This is a genomic window from Bradyrhizobium sp. AUGA SZCCT0177 (genome assembly GCF_018130125.1).
Lineage (GTDB): Bacteria > Pseudomonadota > Alphaproteobacteria > Rhizobiales > Xanthobacteraceae > Bradyrhizobium.
In genome coordinates this window covers 12,366-29,930 of record NZ_JAFCMA010000027.1, presented here as the reverse complement: position 1 = coordinate 29,930, position 17,565 = coordinate 12,366, and the positions used below count along the sequence as shown (strand labels likewise).

The following is a 17,565-nucleotide window of genomic DNA, read 5'->3' as shown; positions in this document are numbered from 1 at the left end:
GCGCCGTCGGGTCGGCTGCGGAGAGGCGCGTGGGCTGGCGTAAATGGGTCGTTGTCGGGTTGGTGTTGGCCGTGCCGGCGGCGGCTTGCATCATCCTCCGTCCCGATCGCGCGATCCGCATCGCCACCGGCGTGGTGGCGCACAATATCTGCGCCAAGACCTTCGTCTCCGGCCTCGATCCGCAAACCGTGTTTTCGGAAACTATCGAGCGTCCCGGACTGCGCCGCCTGCGCACGGCGCTGCGATTTTACGTTGATCACACTGCGATGAGTGTTGATGCGTCGGCGGCGTGGATGTTTGGCAGCCGCGCTGTCTATCATGAAGGGCTCGGCTGTGTGCTGCGGCACGGAACGAAGGAGCCGTATATCCTCAAGAGCGACATTGACGCATTGAAGGTACCGAAATCGCCGCCGCTGCTGGGCGAGATTGCCGGCCCCGATGTCGTGGCGCCGTCCAATCCCGCATTGAAGGCCGCGCTTGAGCACGCCTTCGAGGAGCGGGCTGAGCCGCCGTTCCGTCGTACCAAGGCGGTGGTCGTAGTGCACGACGGCAAGGTGATCGCCGAGCGCTACGCCAGCGGCATCGGCGTCAACACGCCGCTGCTCGGCTTTTCCATGACCAAGTCGGTGATCAATGCCTTGATCGGGGTGCTGACCCAGCAAGGGCTTGTCACGCCCTCGATGCCCGCGCCGATTCCGGAATGGCGCGGGGATCTCAGGCGCGAGATCGAGGTCGAGCATCTCTTGCGCATGACCACCGGGCTGGCGCTCGACGAAACCAACAGCTTCAGCGAGATGGTCTATCTGCAGGACGACATGGCCGGCTTCGCGGTCAAAGCTGCGCTTGTCGCGCCGCCGGGCACGCGCTGGGCCTATTCCAGCCCGACGACGCAGCTATTGGCGCGGATCATTCGCGATGCCGCCGGCGGACCGGAGCAGAGCCTGGCGTTTGCGTGGCGCGAATTGTTCAATCCACTCGGCATGCGCGACGTCACGCTGGAATTCGACGCGACAGGCACGCTGCAGGGATCGACCAACATGCTGGCGAGCGCGCGGGACTGGGCGCGGTTCGGGCTGCTGTTTGTCAATGACGGTGTTGTCGGCGGCAAGCGCCTGCTGCACGAGGACTGGGTGGATTTCTCGGCCGCGGCGACCCTCGACACCGACTATGGCGCCGGGTTCTGGACCAATCGCAGCGAGCGAGAAAGCGCCAGGAGCCGCGTGCGATCAGGCATTCCCCGCGACGCGTTCTTTGCGGCCGGCGATCTCGGCCAGCGCATTATGATCATGCCGTCACAGCGTCTCGTCGTCGTCCGCCTCGGCGACAGCGTCGATCCGACCGGCGATATCGGCGGGCTCGCGCGATTGGTGAAGGAAGTGATCGCGGTGGTGGGGCCGTGAATCTTCCCCCTCTCCCGCGCTTGCGGGGGAGCGCCGGGGTGGGGGTGTCTCCGCGATTCAGACTGTTCGTGTGGAGAGAGCCCCCACCCGCCGCGCTTCGCGCGTCGACCTAAGAGCGAGCTTCGCTCGTCTCGACCCCGCAAGCGCGGGAGTGGTTAGCGTCCCACCACATACGGCCCGCCCTTTTCCAGCGCGCGCGCATAGGCCGGACGGGCGTGGATGCGTTCGAGGAACGCCATTGCCTTGGGGTGACCGACCTCCAGCCCGCCGCGCGCGGCGGCGGCTTCCAGCGGAAAGCTCATCTGGATGTCGGCGCCGGAGAATTCGCTGCCGGCGAACCATTCGCTTTTCGCCAGTTCGCCTTCCCAGTAATCCATGTGCTGCTTGAGCTGCGGATTGACCAGTGTGGTCAGCGCCGTATTGCAGACCTTGCGCACCAATGGCCGAAGCAAGGCCGGCGCGCGCTTGGGCATCAGCGTGAACAACAGTTTCAGCAGCAGCGGCGACATCGCGGATCCTTCCGCATAGTGCAGCCAATAGGTGTAGCGCAGCCGCTCCGGTGTATTTGCTGCGGGGATCAGCTTGCCGTTACCATAAGTGCCTATGATGTATTCGGCGATCGCGCCTGACTCCGCGATGGTGTTGCCGTTGTCGGTGATCACGGGTGACTTGCCGAGCGGGTGAATGGCGAGCAGCTCTTTCGGCGCGCGCATGTCGCCCTGGCGCTGATAGCGCACGATCTCGTAGGGCACGGCGAGCTCTTCGAGCAGCCACAGCACGCGCTGCGAGCGGGAATTGTTGAGATGGTGCACCGTCAGCATAGCCGCTCCCCAAATTGACCGCCGCGTTGGTGCCAGCCGGGCACGGGAAAGTCGAGATGGCTTCAAGGCGGGGTATGGGCTTTGACAGACCTAATTTACCCGGGTAATATCCAAGGTAGAATCGAGGAACAGCCGTGAATCCCACATCTGATGCCGCCTACATCGCTTTTGAAGGAGACAGCTGCGTCGGATCGGGCGATCTGCGCGAGGTCGCCCGTTCCGCCAGGCAGGCGCTCGGGCGGCAGCCGCAGGCCTCGATCCTGATTTTCAACGGCAGGACCAGCGCGCTGGTCGATGTCGACTTCCGCGGCTCGGTCGACGACGTCGTGGCGCGGATTCCGCTGCCGGAGCCACCGTCCACGGATGAAGATACCGCCCTCGCCGCCCCGCGCGGTCCCGGCCGCCCGAAACTCGGCGTGGTCGCGCGCGAGATCACGTTGTTACCGCGGCATTGGGACTGGCTGGCGCAGCAAAAAGGGGGCGCCTCGGTCGCAATCCGGAAACTGGTCGACGAGGCGCGCCGCAACAACGAGGGCAGCGATAGCATCCGCCTTGCGCAGGAGGCCGCCTATCGTTTCATGTCGACCATGGCCGGCAACCGGCCGCATTTCGAGGAAGCGATCCGCGCACTGTTCGCGAGCGACGCCAAACGTTTCGAGCAGTTAATCGCCGAATGGCCCGCGGATGTGCGGGACCATGCTGCAAGGCTGGCAGTTCCGGCATTTCACCGTGAAGCTTGAGACGAAGTCCGGTTGATCCGGCTGATCGGACCCGCTAGGTTGATTGAAATGATAGGGATCATATAAGAACCGTCCGAGGGAGACCGCCGTGAGCCTAAATCCGCAATTCTTGTTTGATTTCGGCAGCCCCAACGCCTTCCTCAGCCATGAGGCGATCCCGGCGATCGAAAAGCGCACCGGCGCGAAATTCGAATATGTTCCGGTGCTGCTCGGCGGCATCTTCAAGGCCACCAACAACAAGTCGCCGGCCGAGACGCTCGCCGGCGTCAAGAACAAGCGCGAGTTCCACGCGATCGAGACCGAACGCTTCGTCAAGCGCTTTGGCGTCAAGCCCTACACCTGGAATCCGTTCTTTCCCGTCAATACGCTGAACCTGATGCGATCAGCAGTCGCCGCGCAATTGGAAGGCGTGTTCGAGAAGTATGTCGAAGCTGCATTTCATCACATGTGGGTCGAGCCGAAGAAGATGGACGATCCGGAAGTCGCGGCGAAGGCACTGGCCTCCTCCGGCCTCGATGCCGCCAAACTTCTGGCCCGCTCACAGGACGCGGATGTAAAGGCAAAGCTGATCGAGAACACGCAAGCCGCGGTCGAGCGCGGTGCATTCGGCTCGCCGACGTTCTTTGTCGGCAAGGAGATGTTCTTCGGCAAGGAGCAGTTGCGCGAAGTCGAGGAGATGATTTCGGGGAAATGACGACGCAGTCGTCATCCCGGGGCGCGAAGCGAACCCGGGATCTCGAGATTCCCCGATGCGCAATTGCGCACCTGAGGTCTGGTCCTTCGGACCATCCCGGAATGACGGCGACACAGAATCAGCGGAGTTCACCAATGCAAAAACGAAACGCCACCGTCGCGGTGATCGGTGCCGGCGACTACATCGGCGGCGAAATTGCCAAGAAATTCGCTTCCGAAGGCTTCACCGTGTTCGCCGGCCGGCGCGACGGCGCCAAGCTGGAGCCGTTGAAGAAGGAGATCGAGGCAGCAGGCGGGTCGATCGTGGCGCGCTCGCTCGATGCGCGCAAGGAGGACGAGGTCGCCGCCTTCCTCAACGACGCCGACGCGCACGCGCCGCTGGAGGTCTGCATTTTCAATGTCGGCGCCAACGTCAATTTCCCGATTCTTGAGACCACCGACCGCGTGTTTCGAAAGGTCTGGGAGATGGCCTGCTGGGCCGGCTTCCTGGCGGGCCGGGAATCGGCGCGGCTGATGCTGCCGCGCGGCCAGGGCAACATCTTCTTCACCGGCGCCACCGCTAGCCTGCGCGGCGGCAGTGGTTTTGCTGCCTTTGCCAGCGCGAAATTCGGCCTGCGCGCGGTGGCGCAATCGATGGCGCGGGAGCTCGGGCCAAAGAACATCCATGTTGCGCATCTGATCATCGATTCCGGCGTCGATACCGCCTGGGTGCGCGAGCGCCGCGAACAGCTCTGGGGCAAGGAAGCCCTCGACAATCCGGATCTGCTGATGCCGCCGGCCTCGGTCGCGGCGTCCTATTGGCAGCTCTACCAGCAGCCGCGCAGCGCCTGGACGTTCGAGCTGGAGATTCGCCCGTTCGGGGAGAAGTGGTAGGACGCTCTTTCCGTCATGGCCGGGCTTGACCCGGCCATCCACGTCTTGCTTGCTGCTGCGGTGTTAAGACGTGGATGCCCGGCACACCTAGCGCGAAGACGCGCTTCGCGCTACTGGCCGGGCATGACGAGGACCGTGATATCTCCGGCTCTCTGGATGAAGTAAGCTAGAACAAAACGGAGTTGAACGATGCGCATTCTCGTGGTCGGCGCCGGCGCCATCGGCGGATATTTCGGCGGTAGGTTGCTTCAGGCCGGGCGCGACGTGACGTTTCTGGTGCGGCCGAAGCGGGCCTCTGAACTCGCCTCCGCCGGCCTCGTCATCAAGAGCCCTGCCGGCGACGTCACGCTGAAGAATCCGCCGACGGTGCAGGCCGACAAGCTCAGCGAAAAATTCGACGTGGTGCTGCTGAGCTGCAAGGCGTTCGACCTCGAGGACGCGATCAAGTCCTTTGCGCCGGCGGTTGGCCCAAATACCGCGATCATCCCGCTGCTCAATGGCATGCTGCACCTGAATGTGCTCGACGAAAGATTTGGCGCGGAGCGCGTGCTGGGCGGCCTCTGTGCGATTGCCGCGACGCTCAACGAGGCGCGCGAGGTGGTGCAGCTGGAGCCGATGCAGTCGCTCAATTTCGGCGAACGCGACGGCAAGATGTCGGATCGCGTCCGTGCGATCTCTGAAATCTTCACCAGCGGCAACATTGGCGCTGTTGCCAGCGAACACATCATGCAGGACATGTGGGAGAAGTGGGTATTCCTGGCCTCATTGGCGGCCTCGACCTGCCTGATGCGCACTTCAGTGGGCAACATCCTGGCGGTGACGGGCGGCAAGGATTTCCTGCTCGGCATGCTCGATGAATGCAGCGCGGTCGCATCAGCGGAAGGCTTTGCGCCCGGTGGGCCGTTCTTCCAGCGCACCCGTGGTTTGTTGACCGCGGAAGGCTCGCCCATGACCGCCTCGATGTTCCGCGACGTCAAGGCGGGATTCCCGGTCGAAGCCGATCACGTCATCGGCGATCTCGTCGCCCGTGCCGACGCCGCGAAAATTCCGGTGCCGAAACTGCGCATCACCTACACCCATCTCAAGGCGTATGAAAAGCAGCGGGGGTGAGGTTTTATTCGTTGTCGTCCCGGCGAACGCCGGGACGACAGCAATTACAAATGCGCCAGATAATGCGCCAGCGCCTCGATCTCCTCTTCGCTGAGGGAATAGGCGACACTCGCCATCGCCGCCATGCCGCCGCCGGACCGCACCCCTGACTTGTAGTCGTGCAGCGCCTTGATGAGATAATCCTGACGCTGCCCGGCGACGCGGGCGACCGCCTTGGTGCCGGCGTAGTCCGGCAGGTGGCAAGACGCGCAACGCCCGCCCACGGCCGCCTGCGCGCCCTTCTTCGACAGATCCGGCTTGTCGTCGGCCGGCGCCTTCGGCGGCGATAGCTGCGCGAAATAGGCGCCGAGATTGCGGATGTCCTCGTTGTTGAGCTGCTCGACGACCGGCTGCATCTGCTCGTTCTTGCGGGCACCGGCGCGGTAGAACACCAGCTGCCACTGGATGAACATGTCCGGCTGCGCCGCGAGCGAGGGAATGTTCTCCATCTGCGAAATGCCGTTTTCGCCGTGACACCCGACGCACAATTCGGCCTTCGCCTTGCCGGCGGCGATATCCGCGGCATGGGTGGGGCCGCAGATCATCGCTGCTGCTAGTAGGATCCCGGTAAACGCAAGTCGCATCATAGCTCTCCCGTCGTCATGGCCGGGCTTGACCCGGCCATCCATCTCTCTTCAAGAAATTTTGCGTTGATGGATGCCCGGATCAAGTCCGGGCATGACGAGCATGTTCCATTCCAAAACGCGAAGCTGCGGCCACTCGATCCCGAGTAACCGCAGCCTCGCCTGTTCGTTTGCGCCTTACTTCTTGGCGTAGCTGATGCGATAGATCGCACCGGCCCAGTCGTCGGACACCAGGATCGAGCCGTCCTTGTCGATGATGATGTCGTTGGGACGGCCGAGATAGCCCTGGTCGCCTTCGAGCCAGCCGGAAGCAAAGATCTCCTGCTTGGCGTTCTTGCCGTCGGGACCGACGATGACGCGCTTGATCCGGGCGCCCTGGTACTTTTTCCGGTTCCAGGAGCCGTGTTCGGCGATCAGGATGTTGTTCTTGTACTCGGCGGGGAATTGGCTGCCGGTATAGAACTTCATGCCGAGCGGCGCCACATGCGCGCCGAGATTGAGCACGGGCGGGGTGAATTCCGAGCACTTGTGACCCATCGCGAATTTCGGATCCGGCATATTGCCCTGGTGGCAGTAGGGATAGCCGAAATGCTCGCCGATCTTCGAGATCATGTTGAGCTTGTCGCTCGGCAAGTCGTCGCTGATCCAGTCCCGCGCGTTCTCCGTGAACCAGTATCGCCCCGAGCGTGGATCGACGTCGCCGCCGACGCTGTTGCGGACGCCGAGCGCCCAGATTTCCGCGTTGCCTGTCTTGGGATCGACGCGGCGGATCTGCGAGAGGCTGGTGGGCGGGAGGCCGATGTTGAAGGGAGGTCCGAACGGCAGGTAGAACCAGCCTTCCTTGTCGACCGCGATGTATTTCCAGCCATGCGCGACGTAGGACGGCATGTCGTCATACACCACCTTGCCGGCGCCGAGATTGTCGAGATTGGCTTCGGCGTTTTCGTATTTGATCAGCTTGTTGATCGCGACGACGTAGAGCGCGCCATCGACGAAGGCGAGGCCGGTCGGCATGGTGAGGCCCTTGAGGACAGTCTTGACCTCTCTCTTGCCGCCATTGTCCTTGATCGCGTAGACATTGCCGAGGCTGAAGGAGCCGACAAACAGCGTGCCCTTGTCACCCCTGGCCATCTGCCGCGCCTCCAGAACGTTGGAGGCGTAGACCTCGATCTTGAAGCCCGCCGGCAATTTGATCTTCGGGATCAGCTTGGCGAGTTCGGCCTCCGATGCGCCGGTCGGCGGGCCGGAAGGCGGCGCCTGCCCCTTCTGCGCCTCGGTCTCGTCGCCGAGAAACCAGTCGGGCGGCGGGTTGGTCCAGAACTCCTTGGTGCCGGATTCGTATTTCTTCAGCGGCTTCTGTTGCGCGTTGGCCTGGCTGGCCGCCGCGACAACTAGGATCGCCGTGAGCGCAAGAATAGATCGATGGAAAGCCGATTTCATCGCGTCACTCCCTATGCAGCCTTGGAGGCTGCGCCTGTTATTATTTTGAACGTTCGAGAGGCGAACTTGGTCAGGTGAGGTGGAATAGACCGTAAAATGGTAGCACATCTATTTCAGGAGAAAAGCGTGGGCTGCGCTACCCTGTCAGACGAAATTAGATTGAGTGCAAAATTTTCTTCGTCGGGTTTTGTTTTTGGACTCTTTGCGGGAGTGCGCGCTGCACCGCAATATTTGTTGCAAGCGAACGTAACGCCCGGATCGAACGATGCGCGTCCGATGGGCGGGCTTCCACAAAAGCTGCAGGTCGTGCGTGTGTTCGTTCTCGCTGGGACAGGCCTTGATCGGCTCTGCCGTGGCGCGGCTGTTCGTTGGGCGTGGGCATCAATTGTTCGGGCGCGCCCGCGACGACGCTTGGTCAATTTAGCGTGACGCCCGATTGCCGGCGACGTCGGATCGACGGAATCGCGGCCCGCCTCGCGCAAGACCGTCCCGTTACCTTCTTCGCGTTACCGACAGCACGGCGGTGCCGTGGTTGTTGCGGTAGAGCAAATCATAGAGACCGGGAATGCCGATCACGGCGTCGTTGACGAAGACGAACAATTCTTCCTTGCCGTTGGGCGCAATCGTCGGCGTGATATTGAACTGGATGATGTCGTCATAGGGATCGGGCTCGTAGGAGTCCTCCTCGCCGCCGACATTGCCAAAACGCAGCACGATGCGGAACCAGTCCTTGGATATTTCCCGCCGCATCGGCAGCAATAGCCAGAGATAGACACGCTCGTACCATTGCGGCCGCTCCTTGCTGGAAAAGCCCCCGACCGGCGTGCCGATGCGGGCAAGGCCATTGAACCATTGCTTGTCTTCGCCGCTTTTGGCGCCGGGTTGAATGGTCACATAATAGCGGCCGCGATGCTGCAGCAGGATGCCGGTCGCCTTGCACAAATCCGACGTCTTGAATTCGACGCGCGCGGTCTGGTTGACGGCCAGCACCGCAGGTTTTGGATCGGTATCTCGACGCACGCAGGTTAGTCCGGCCGTGTCCAAGCCGTCGTAAGCGAGATGGCTGACAAACGCCAATCCGAGATAGATGAACATCACCGCGAACAGGAAAGGCGCGATCCTGGTCTTCAATTTGTCGTGGAAATGGATGTAAAGCGGACTGCTGCGCAGACCGTAAATCCCGTTGTCGGGAAGGCCTGTCGGCGCTTGCGGCGATTTTCGCCAGATCGAAGCCATCAAGCGCGAGGTCCGGCCTGCGATCCACGAGTTCACATACAACAGCGCCGAGACCAGGCCCACCATGACCAGAAACCAGGCTGGCGCGCGTGCATAACCGTCGGCCCAGGTCGATGCGAGGGTTGGAAGAAGTCCCAACGCAAAGCGCACGAAGTCCGACACCCACCGGATCGGACTGGTATATTCATCGTAGCGTGGCGCACTGGAGACCAGGGGGAAGATCACCAGCCACAGCGTCGCGCCGACGGTAGCGAAATAGGCGATACGGCGTGCCCAGACCCAGTTCCAGACATGCTCCTGCGCCAGTGCGCGCTGCGCCGCGGCCGCACTGGTCTCGAACGGTTGTGTCGACGGCGCGATGCTGAAAGTGTCGGGTGAGACGATCTCGCCATCTTCCTTGACGACTTCGTAGTACGGCGGCAGGCCAACCGGCGCGTAGGCATGCGCGTTGTTCTCGATGCGCCGGAACACAGTCTCGTGAATCTTGGCGCTGATGACGTCGACCTCGTCTTCTTCCAGTTTCTTCGGATAGAAGGCCGGCACCAGCTTGCGCGGTCCGTAGCGGTAATAGCCGCCAACGCCTTTGCGCGGATCGTACAGCCGTCCGTCCTTGTCGCGCTTCGAGATCGCGTTCTTGAACGTGTCGGGATCGGCAATCATGTGGTCGGGGCTCGGCGGCTGGCCCGCATAATCCGACTTGAATTTCAGCCCGCAGCGTTTCGCCTCGGTGATCATCCAGACGAAGGGGATGTGAGCCAGCGCATCGTCGGGATAGCCGCCGCCGACATTGGTGTGCACGCCGGCGAACCAGACCTGGCTGATGCGTTCGTTCTTGATGAAGCGCTTCCCGCCGGGTTCGGCCGGCGATGCCGCACCATGGATACCAGCGGTTTCATCCCAGAGCTGGGGGTGGAAGGTGGTGCGTTCCTCGTCGAGCGCCAGCGCCTGACAGGCGCGCATGACGCTCGGCGACAAATGCTTGTTCGGCAGTTCAAGCGGCCAGATATAGTCATGAATGCCGCGGGTCATTTCGTCGACAGGCATGCCGTAGGCGGCAACCGTGTCCCAGACCCCGATGAACCTGATCTTGACGTTCCTGCGAACCTCTCTCGGCGGGTAGTGCGGGCCGAACTTGTTGCGGATCCACTGGTACGGCCGTTCAAATCTCAGTTTGGGGTAGCGGTCCTTGCGATAGGCACGGTAGGCCGCACTCGCCAGGCTGTGCAGTTCAACCTCGTTATCGGCTTTGACGAGCCCCTGGCTGTCGATCATCCCCATCACGATCCGGATGGTGAAGGCACCGCGGCTGAAGCCAAAGCCGAACAGTTCGTCGTCCTTGTCGCGATAGTTCCGGCAGGCGAATTTGTAGAGCGCGATGACGTTGCGGCGCAGGCCGAGACCGAACGCACCACCTAGGATCGCCATCGGCTTGAACGACGAGGTGCCGACGCCGTCGTCATACAATGCGACCTGGTCGTTGCCGGAGAGATCCAGCGCCTCGAAGGTGCGCCAGACATTGGTGCGCCAGACTTTTGCCGAGGAATTGCCGGTGCCGTCGGACAGCAGGATGATTTTTCGGCTCATGGGACATGCCTCGCCCGCGGCATGAAATGAGTATGCAACCTAGGGTATCAGAGCATGACACGTTCTGACCGAATAGAGAAGCACACCGCGGGCAGGGCGGCCGCCCGTCAATACGGCGGCTCGTCATAGACGGGCTTGCCGTCGATCAGCAGGCGCTTGATCGCCGCCTGGCCGGAAGCCGTCACGGCCGCGACCACCTCCAGCCGTGCCTTTTCGGTCGTCTCGATTTTCTTGCCCTCGCCCTGCGGCACGAAATAGCTCTCGAGCCCGTATTTCACGAGCGCGGCGCGGATTCCGGGCTTGCAGACCCTGAGCCCCGCCTCGTTAGGCGGACAGACCGATCCCGCGCTCACCGTGCCCAGAATGACGATATCGGCGCCGGACACCGCCGGCCGCTCGGATGAGATCGCGACCGCCCTCGCCTTGCCGTTCTCGTCGGGCCGCAGGGTCACGAATACTTTTTGCCCCCGTTTGAACTCACTCGTTGAGTCCTTCGGCAGGTCAACCGCCGAGATTCGATAGTCGAGAATGACGTAATCGCCGCGAAACAGGTCGCGCGGGTCGACGGGCACGATCTCGAGCCGGACTTCCTGGCCGTTTCGCAATATTTCCGCCCGTTGATAGACCATCGCGAGGATCAGTCCGCAGAGCAGCAGCGCGGCGAGGATGTAGCGCGGAAGCAGCGGGACGCGCGCAAGGAAAGTATCGATCGTACCCATCAGGCCGCACTCCCCGAGGATTGTTCATTGGCACGCCTCGACCAGCTCGCGAGCTTGTGCGCCCCCAGGGCGAGCCCCAGCAGCACGACACCGGCGGCAAGGAAGAACAGGGACTGGTCGAGCAATGTGCCGACCGTGCGCCAGAGCAGGATCAATATCGAAACGCCGAACACCGCGTAGCCGACCACGACAAATGTCCGCAGGCCGACCAGCAGGCCGCCTGCGATCAAGGCCACCGCGCTGACGAGCACGGCGATGGGAATCAGCACGCGGCTCGGAATTGCGGGGCCGCCCGCCAGCATCAGCGGAATCGTCAAGCCAATGGCGCAGGCCGCGATGATCACAAGCCGCCCGTTGTCCCTGTGCCGTGCCAGTACCGCGAGGGCCGCAAGCGCGAGCGCCGCCGCGACATAAGCAAGGCCGAGATGCGCATCGATGGCGTGCGCGGAGCGGACTGATTTTTCCAGAACGAGTTCGATTTCAAAGCAGAGAAACACGCCGAAGGCCCAGCCACCCCATGGCAGGAGCGCCCGGAACTCGGCGGGCCAGTCCCGGTCCAGCGCCAGCAGCCCGATCGCGATGTAGGCTACCGAGAACGCAATGCCGCCATGGATCAGGCGATCCGCTGGCGCCCACGTCAGTGTGGCCAGCCAGACGCCCAGCGCCAGAGCTGCAGCATGCGCCACCAGGCGATTGTCGCGGCCCAGCGCCAACGCAAATGCCGGTACGAACAGCAGGAAAAACGGCCAATGGATTTCGTGCCATTGCGCGTCGTCGAACCTTCCGAACGACCAGGCCGTCATCGCCGCAAAGGCAATCACGAGCGGGCCGCTCTTGCCCGTCAGCGCGACCGCGATGAGCGCGCCGATCGCCACCAGCATCGCTCCCGCCGGCCAGTCGCCCGGCAGATGATACATCTGGCCGACCAGCGCCACGCCCGCGCCGAAGCTAAGCGTGGCGAATGTCACGGCGGCATCGGCGCCCCATGGGATCGCGCGCCGGCCGAGCAGAAGGGCGATCGGAAAACAGGCCGCAATCAGCGAGAGGATGCCGACCAGCCTGACCAGGCGCGGAATCTCCTGCCAGTTCGCGGCAACAAAGGCGCTGACGCTGGCCGCCAGCATCAGGGCGCCGAGCATCGCGAAGATGGCGGGCAGGCGCGAGGTCGCCTCTTCGCCAAATCGCGCCTTGCGGATGGAATGGGCCGCGTCGCCCGAAATCACGCCCTCTGCGACCCATTTGACCAGGTCCGCCTCAAGGCGCTGCCGATATCCACGTTCGAACAATTGCCAGCCTCGCTTGTGTCACGATCCTTGCGGCGCGGCACAAGACGACGCTGCAATCCTTGGTATCAGAAGATGGCATGCAGGTTCGGGAGAAAGAAAAGCGCGGCGGCGGCAGGTCGCCCGCCACCACAAACGACAAAGCCGCCTGACGGCGGCTTGTCGTTCAATCATTGCTTGGGCATGCGAGAAATCTTGGAGCGGGCGAAGGGGCTCGAACCCTCGACCCCGACCTTGGCAAGGTCGTGCTCTACCACTGAGCTACACCCGCATCCGAGATGTCGGCGATCGCTCGCCGGCAACGGCAGAGCTATGCCAAATGCAGGCCGTGAATGCAACAGCCAGCACACGGCCGAAACCACCCCGACAGGCGGATTTTCTTAATAAATTGGCGCGAATCGGTCCGAAACAACGCCCAAACCGCATTAATCGGTTCCCCGGCCTGGGGGGTGGCAACCCCAGGGTCAAATTGCCCTCCTATCTCGTCGCGATTCGGACTTCCTCTCGGACACGCCGATCCGCCGGCCGGTCAATTCGCCGCGCCGGCCGGGCCGCTGATGGGAGGCCGCCCACCCCCTGGGCCCCTTGGGACGAGGCCCGGTTGCGGCCGGGGCCGATTGAATTTTGTGACCAAGCCGCCATCTAGCGGATGAGAACTTCGCGCCCTTCCGTGCTAGAAGGGCGCCAATCTCTGGGACAGCTTTCGAGACCAATTCTCAAGACATCAGGCGAGGATACATCGTGACGATAATTGAGCAGGGCGGCGGCCCCGCGCCGCAGGCCGTACCCGATCTGATCAAGGATACCACCACCCAGACCTTCGTGAAGGACGTCATCGAGGAATCGAAGCGCCAGCCGGTGCTGATCGACTTCTGGGCGGAGTGGTGCGGTCCGTGCCGTCAGTTGACGCCGATCATCGAAAAGGCCGTCCGCGCCGCCAAGGGCAAAGTCAAGCTGGTCAAGATGAACATCGACCAGCATCCGCAGATCCCCGGCCAGATGGGAATCCAGTCGATCCCGGCCGTGATCGCCTTCGTCAACGGCCAGCCCGCCGATGGCTTCATGGGCGCGGTGCCGGAGAGCCAGGTCACCGCCTTCATCGACAAGCTCACCAAGGGCATGGCCGCACCGGGCGAACCGAACATTGCCGAAATTCTGCAGGAGGCCGAGGCCGTGCTGGCGGAAGGCGATGCGGCTGCCGCGGCGCAGATCTATGCCGAGGTGCTGTCGATCGATTCCACCAATATCGCCGCGTTGGCCGGTCTCGCGAAATGCTACGTGACGACCGGCGCCATCGAGCAGGCCAAGCAGACCATCGCGATGGTGCCGGAATCCAAACGCAATGACGCCGCCGTCAAGGCCGTGCAGGTCTCGATCGATCTCGCCGAACAGGCGCAATCCGTCGGCCCGGTCACCGAGCTGGAACAGAAAGTCGCCGCAAACCCGCTCGATCATCAGGCTAGGTTCGATCTGGCGACCGCGCTCAACGCCCAAGGCAACCGTGCCGAAGCGACCAACCAGCTGCTCGAAATCGTCAAGCGGGACCGCAAGTGGAACGAGGATGGCGCGCGCAAGCAGCTGGTGCAGTTCTTCGAGGCGTGGGGCGGTGCCGATGAAGCGACCGTGGATGGACGCAGGCGGCTGTCGACGATCCTGTTCTCGTGAGTTGCGTATTCCGCAACCGTGGACACCGGTTTTGCGATAAGAATACGCACAAGACATAGACATCTCATGCAGTAGAGCCGGGGCCGCAGATGCCGATCAATGCCGAATACCGCGGACCCGGCGAGCTTCCCGAAATCATTCCGGTGTTTCCGCTGCCGGGTGCACTGCTGCTGCCGCGCGGCCAGATGCCGCTCAACATCTTCGAGCCGCGCTATCTGGCGATGGTCGACGACACGCTGCGCGACGGCCACCGCCTGATCGGGATGATCCAGCCGGATATTTCCCACAGCAAGGACGAGGCGCGGCCGATGCTGTTCAAGGTCGGCTGCGTCGGCCGCATCACCCAGCTCGCTGAATCCGGCGACGGCCGCTACATCCTCGAACTCACCGGCGTCTCGCGCTTTCGGGTGGTCGAAGAGCTGACGGTGCTGACCGCGTACCGGCAATGCAAGGTGGATTTCTTCCCCTTTGTTGACGACTTCACCGCGCGCAAGGGCGAAGAGGCCGTCGACCGCGAGGCGCTGCTCGAGGTGCTGACCGATTTTCTCAACGCCAACAATTTGAAAGTGGATTGGGAAGGCATCGAGAGCGCGCCCAACGAGGCGCTGGTCAATGCGCTGGCGATGATGTCGCCCTATGGCCCCGCCGAAAAGCAGGCGATGCTGGAAGCGCCCGATTTGAAGACGCGCGCGGAAATCCTGGTCGCGGTGACCGAGATGGACCTCGCCAAGAAGCGCACCAGCGGCGGCGATACGGGACTGCAGTAAACCGCGCCGGCTACGCCGCGTTCGCGGCTGCCTTGACCCGCGAGCGCACCATTTTCGCAACTTCGGCGCTCGTTACCGGCGGACTGAAATAATAGCCTTGCGATTCGACGCAGTCCTCTCCGCGGAGGATGTCCCATTGTTCCTGGGTTTCCACGCCTTCGGCCGTGGTGGTCTTGCCGAGGCTTACGGCAAATCGAACCACCGCACGCGCGATGACGCGGGACTCTTCCTGCGGGCTGGTCAGCTCGCTGACGAAGCTGCGGTCAATTTTGATCTTGTCGAACGAGAACTTTTGCAAAAAGCTCAGCGATGAGTAGCCCGTGCCGAAATCATCCAGTGCAACTCGCACGCCCAGTTCGTGCAGCTGACCGAGCGCAGCGAACACGGCTTCGCTGTCGTGCATGATGGCCGTTTCGGTCACCTCGAGCTCAAGTCTTGGTGGCGCAATTCCCGAACTCGCCAGGGCGCTGACAATGACCCGAACCAGGTCCTTGCTTCTGAATTGAGCCGGAGACAGATTTATCGCGATCTTGAGATGGGCAGGCCATTTTGCCGCCTCCACGCACGCCGTCCGCAGTACCCACTCTCCGATCGGCACGATCAAGCCGGTTTCTTCCGCAAGCGGGATAAAGTCGCCGGGCATCACCCAGCCGCGCTGGGGATGATGCCAACGCAGCAACGCCTCAAAGCCGCTGATCTTGCCGTTCTTGAAATTGACGATCGGCTGGTAGCGCAGTTCGAACTCATCATTGGCAAGCGCGCTGCGCATATCCCGTTCGAGGTTGCGGCGGGCATGCATGAGTTCGTCGAGTTCCGGCTCGAAGAAGCGGAAGGAACCACGCCCGCCATTCTTGGCGGAATACAAGGCGAGGTCCGCTTTCTTGAGAATTTCATCGGAATCGGTTCCGTCGCGTGGCGCGACGGCAATGCCGATGCTCGTTCCGACGGTGACCCGGTGATCGCCAAGATCGAAAGGTTCGCAAAGCTCGGCCTTGATTCGTTCGGCGAGCGCCACGGCTTCCACCAGCGGATTTTCCACGCACTCAATGACGGCGAACTCGTCGCCGCCCAGCCGCGCGACCATCGCCGTTTCCCTGACGCACGCCAGCAGCCGCGCGGCAACGGCTTGCAACAGCGCGTCTCCGGTGGGGTGCCCCAGCGTGTCGTTGACTTCCTTGAAGCGGTCAAGATCAAGCATGAGCACCGCGAGATCGGCGCCTCCCCTGCGCGTGATGGAAAGGGCGAGCTCCAATCGCTTCCTCAAGAGGACGCGATTTGGCAGGTCGGTCAGCGCGTCGTGATGGGCCATATGCGTGATCTTGGCCTCGGACCTGCGCTGCTCGGTAACGTCCTGGTGCGTCGCCACCCAGCCGCCGCCGGGCATCGGTTGCCTCGTAACGCAGATCAATCGACCATCGGCAAGCTCGTCGACGCGACTTGCCGGGACGTTGCTTGGCAGCGCATTCAGGGCCGACAGCACCTGCTTTGCGGTGCTGTCATTGGTGCCACCCTTGAGGATGCCGTTGCTGATGCGATGCTCGATGATTTCGCGGTGTGGTGTCCCCGCCAGCAACAGTTCCGGCGGCAGCTGATACATTTTGGCGTAACGATCGTTGCAGACGACAAGCCGCTTCTCCGCATCGAACATGCAGAGACCTTCGCCCATGTTGTTGATCGCCGAATCCAGCCTGAGCTTCTGCTCCTGCAATTCCTTTTGGGAGCCTTCGACCTGTTGCCGCGCGAGCGAGAGCTGATCGATGATTTCCTCGAATTTGCGCGTCCGGTTGGCGAGGCGGCGATCCGCCAGCACGCCGACCAGGCTCATCCCGAGCACCGACAGAGCCACGCCCGCAATCGCCACCGCGAGAAACGCGGGAGAAAGTGACATCTCGTCAGGTCCCCGCGTCGGATCGGGGACAATTTCTACCGCGCCCATCGCCGTGAAATGATGCGAAACAATTGCGAGCGTCAGGAAAATCGCAGCGACAAATGTTCCCCACAGATCCTTGTAGCGGACCGCGAACGCGAGCGCCGCATAACCGAACATCATGCCCACAATGATGGAGGCGAACACGAGATCGAGCGACCAGGTGACCCGGCCCGGGACTTCGAGCGCCCACATACCGAGATAGTGCATGCTGGCAATGCCCGCGCCGATGATTCCGCCGCCGATCGGCGCTCGCCACCGGCCGGGCGCATTGGCGGAGAAGCCGAACCCGCCGGAAGTCAATATCATGGCCGCGGCGAGCGACAGCCCGGTCAAGGCCACGCCGTATCCGGTCGTGACACCGGGCTCGTAGGCGAGCATCGCGATAAAGTGCGTCGCCCAGATCCCGTACCCGATCGCGGCGCCCGCAATTGCAATCCAGATCAGCCGCGTCCTGGCATGCGACGAGATCGCCCGATGAAAGATATGGATGGCGACAACGCTTGCGACGAAGCAAACGAGACCGGCGAGGAGAACCAGTCGCCAGTCGTGTTCGACTGTAAGGCAGCTAAGAACGCGGAACATGTCATTCGGCCATGGTTGTTTGTCACCATGGTTACCCGCGCTGGTTCTTTACTTCCTAATTTCTTTGCAGCTTTCGAGGGCGTAGTTATCCGCGCGTAA

Annotated in this window: 14 protein-coding genes and 1 tRNA gene; 7 read left to right on the top strand and 8 right to left on the bottom strand. The window is 62.5% G+C overall.

Translation table 11 applies throughout. From position 1 onward, the window contains the following. Positions 1 to 29: 29 nt before the first annotated feature. Positions 30 to 1,400 (top strand): serine hydrolase domain-containing protein, encoded by a 1,371-nt coding sequence (locus tag JQ597_RS27395; protein ID WP_212268570.1) that lies wholly within the window; start codon positions 30 to 32, stop codon positions 1,398 to 1,400. Between the two features lie 155 nt (positions 1,401 to 1,555). On the opposite strand, the gene JQ597_RS27390 is transcribed toward JQ597_RS27395, so the two are convergent. Next, positions 1,556 to 2,221, bottom strand: a complete 666-nt coding sequence (locus tag JQ597_RS27390; RefSeq protein WP_212268568.1) for a glutathione S-transferase family protein — start codon at positions 2,219 to 2,221, stop codon at positions 1,556 to 1,558. A gap of 134 nt (positions 2,222 to 2,355) precedes the next feature. Between JQ597_RS27390 and JQ597_RS27385 the strand changes: the two genes are divergently transcribed. From JQ597_RS27385 to panE, 4 genes are all read left to right on the top strand, one after another. Beyond that, positions 2,356 to 2,961 (top strand): DUF2239 family protein, encoded by a 606-nt coding sequence (locus JQ597_RS27385; RefSeq protein WP_212268566.1) that lies wholly within the window; start codon positions 2,356 to 2,358, stop codon positions 2,959 to 2,961. Between the two features lie 88 nt (positions 2,962 to 3,049). Beyond that, a complete protein-coding gene (locus JQ597_RS27380; protein WP_212268564.1) occupies positions 3,050 to 3,655 on the top strand; it encodes a 2-hydroxychromene-2-carboxylate isomerase in 606 nt (201 codons plus the stop codon). 134 nt (positions 3,656 to 3,789) lie between these two features. Then, positions 3,790 to 4,527, top strand: coding sequence for an SDR family oxidoreductase (locus tag JQ597_RS27375; RefSeq protein WP_212268562.1), 738 nt, complete (start codon positions 3,790 to 3,792; stop codon positions 4,525 to 4,527). A gap of 189 nt (positions 4,528 to 4,716) precedes the next feature. Continuing rightward, a complete protein-coding gene (gene panE, locus JQ597_RS27370) occupies positions 4,717 to 5,637 on the top strand; it encodes a 2-dehydropantoate 2-reductase (RefSeq protein WP_212268560.1) in 921 nt (306 codons plus the stop codon). A 44-nt stretch (positions 5,638 to 5,681) separates the two neighbouring features. Here the strand turns inward: panE and JQ597_RS27365 are convergent, their stop codons facing one another. The 6 genes from JQ597_RS27365 to JQ597_RS27340 all read right to left on the bottom strand — a co-directional run bounded on the left by JQ597_RS27365 (position 5,682) and on the right by JQ597_RS27340 (position 12,793). Then, positions 5,682 to 6,260 carry a c-type cytochrome gene (locus JQ597_RS27365; RefSeq protein WP_249148241.1) on the bottom strand — a complete coding sequence of 193 codons (579 nt, stop codon included), beginning with the start codon at positions 6,258 to 6,260 and terminating at the stop codon, positions 5,682 to 5,684. 177 nt (positions 6,261 to 6,437) lie between these two features. Then, positions 6,438 to 7,700, bottom strand: coding sequence for a PQQ-dependent sugar dehydrogenase (locus JQ597_RS27360; protein WP_212268556.1), 1,263 nt, complete (start codon positions 7,698 to 7,700; stop codon positions 6,438 to 6,440). Between the two features lie 492 nt (positions 7,701 to 8,192). Further along, positions 8,193 to 10,520: a T6SS phospholipase effector Tle1-like catalytic domain-containing protein gene (locus JQ597_RS27355; protein WP_212268554.1), complete on the bottom strand. Its 2,328-nt coding sequence runs from the start codon at positions 10,518 to 10,520 to the stop codon at positions 8,193 to 8,195. Between the two features lie 107 nt (positions 10,521 to 10,627). Continuing rightward, positions 10,628 to 11,239 (bottom strand): GDYXXLXY domain-containing protein, encoded by a 612-nt coding sequence (locus JQ597_RS27350; protein WP_212268552.1) that lies wholly within the window; start codon positions 11,237 to 11,239, stop codon positions 10,628 to 10,630. Then, positions 11,239 to 12,525: a DUF2157 domain-containing protein gene (locus JQ597_RS27345; RefSeq protein ID WP_212268550.1), complete on the bottom strand. Its 1,287-nt coding sequence runs from the start codon at positions 12,523 to 12,525 to the stop codon at positions 11,239 to 11,241. Before JQ597_RS27345 ends, JQ597_RS27350 begins: the two co-directional genes overlap by 1 nt. 193 nt (positions 12,526 to 12,718) lie before the next feature. Further along, positions 12,719 to 12,793: transfer RNA gene (locus tag JQ597_RS27340), tRNA-Gly, on the bottom strand. Between the two features lie 470 nt (positions 12,794 to 13,263). Between JQ597_RS27340 and trxA the strand changes: the two genes are divergently transcribed. Beyond that, positions 13,264 to 14,187, top strand: coding sequence for a thioredoxin (gene trxA / locus JQ597_RS27335; protein ID WP_192739452.1), 924 nt, complete (start codon positions 13,264 to 13,266; stop codon positions 14,185 to 14,187). 89 nt (positions 14,188 to 14,276) lie between these two features. After that, complete coding sequence (locus tag JQ597_RS27330) at positions 14,277 to 14,954, top strand: LON peptidase substrate-binding domain-containing protein (protein ID WP_212268548.1); 678 nt, start codon at positions 14,277 to 14,279, stop codon at positions 14,952 to 14,954. A gap of 10 nt (positions 14,955 to 14,964) precedes the next feature. On the opposite strand, the gene JQ597_RS27325 is transcribed toward JQ597_RS27330, so the two are convergent. Further along, positions 14,965 to 17,466, bottom strand: coding sequence for a bifunctional diguanylate cyclase/phosphodiesterase (locus tag JQ597_RS27325; protein WP_212268546.1), 2,502 nt, complete (start codon positions 17,464 to 17,466; stop codon positions 14,965 to 14,967). Between the last annotated feature and the right edge of the window lie 99 nt (positions 17,467 to 17,565).

Excerpts from the sequence above, each read along its gene's own strand:
- panE (WP_212268560.1), top strand. The coding sequence starts at position 4,717 with ATGCGCATTCTCGTGGTCGGCGCCGGCGCCATCGGCGGATATTTCGGC.
- JQ597_RS27330 (WP_212268548.1), top strand. The coding sequence starts at position 14,277 with ATGCCGATCAATGCCGAATACCGCGGACCCGGCGAGCTTCCCGAAATC.
- JQ597_RS27355 (WP_212268554.1), bottom strand. The coding sequence starts at position 10,520 with ATGAGCCGAAAAATCATCCTGCTGTCCGACGGCACCGGCAATTCCTCG.
- JQ597_RS27375 (WP_212268562.1), top strand. The coding sequence starts at position 3,790 with ATGCAAAAACGAAACGCCACCGTCGCGGTGATCGGTGCCGGCGACTAC.
- JQ597_RS27360 (WP_212268556.1), bottom strand. The coding sequence starts at position 7,700 with ATGAAATCGGCTTTCCATCGATCTATTCTTGCGCTCACGGCGATCCTA.
- JQ597_RS27390 (WP_212268568.1), bottom strand. The coding sequence starts at position 2,221 with ATGCTGACGGTGCACCATCTCAACAATTCCCGCTCGCAGCGCGTGCTG.
- JQ597_RS27325 (WP_212268546.1), bottom strand. The coding sequence starts at position 17,466 with ATGTTCCGCGTTCTTAGCTGCCTTACAGTCGAACACGACTGGCGACTG.
- JQ597_RS27365 (WP_249148241.1), bottom strand. The coding sequence starts at position 6,260 with ATGCGACTTGCGTTTACCGGGATCCTACTAGCAGCAGCGATGATCTGC.
- JQ597_RS27350 (WP_212268552.1), bottom strand. The coding sequence starts at position 11,239 with ATGGGTACGATCGATACTTTCCTTGCGCGCGTCCCGCTGCTTCCGCGC.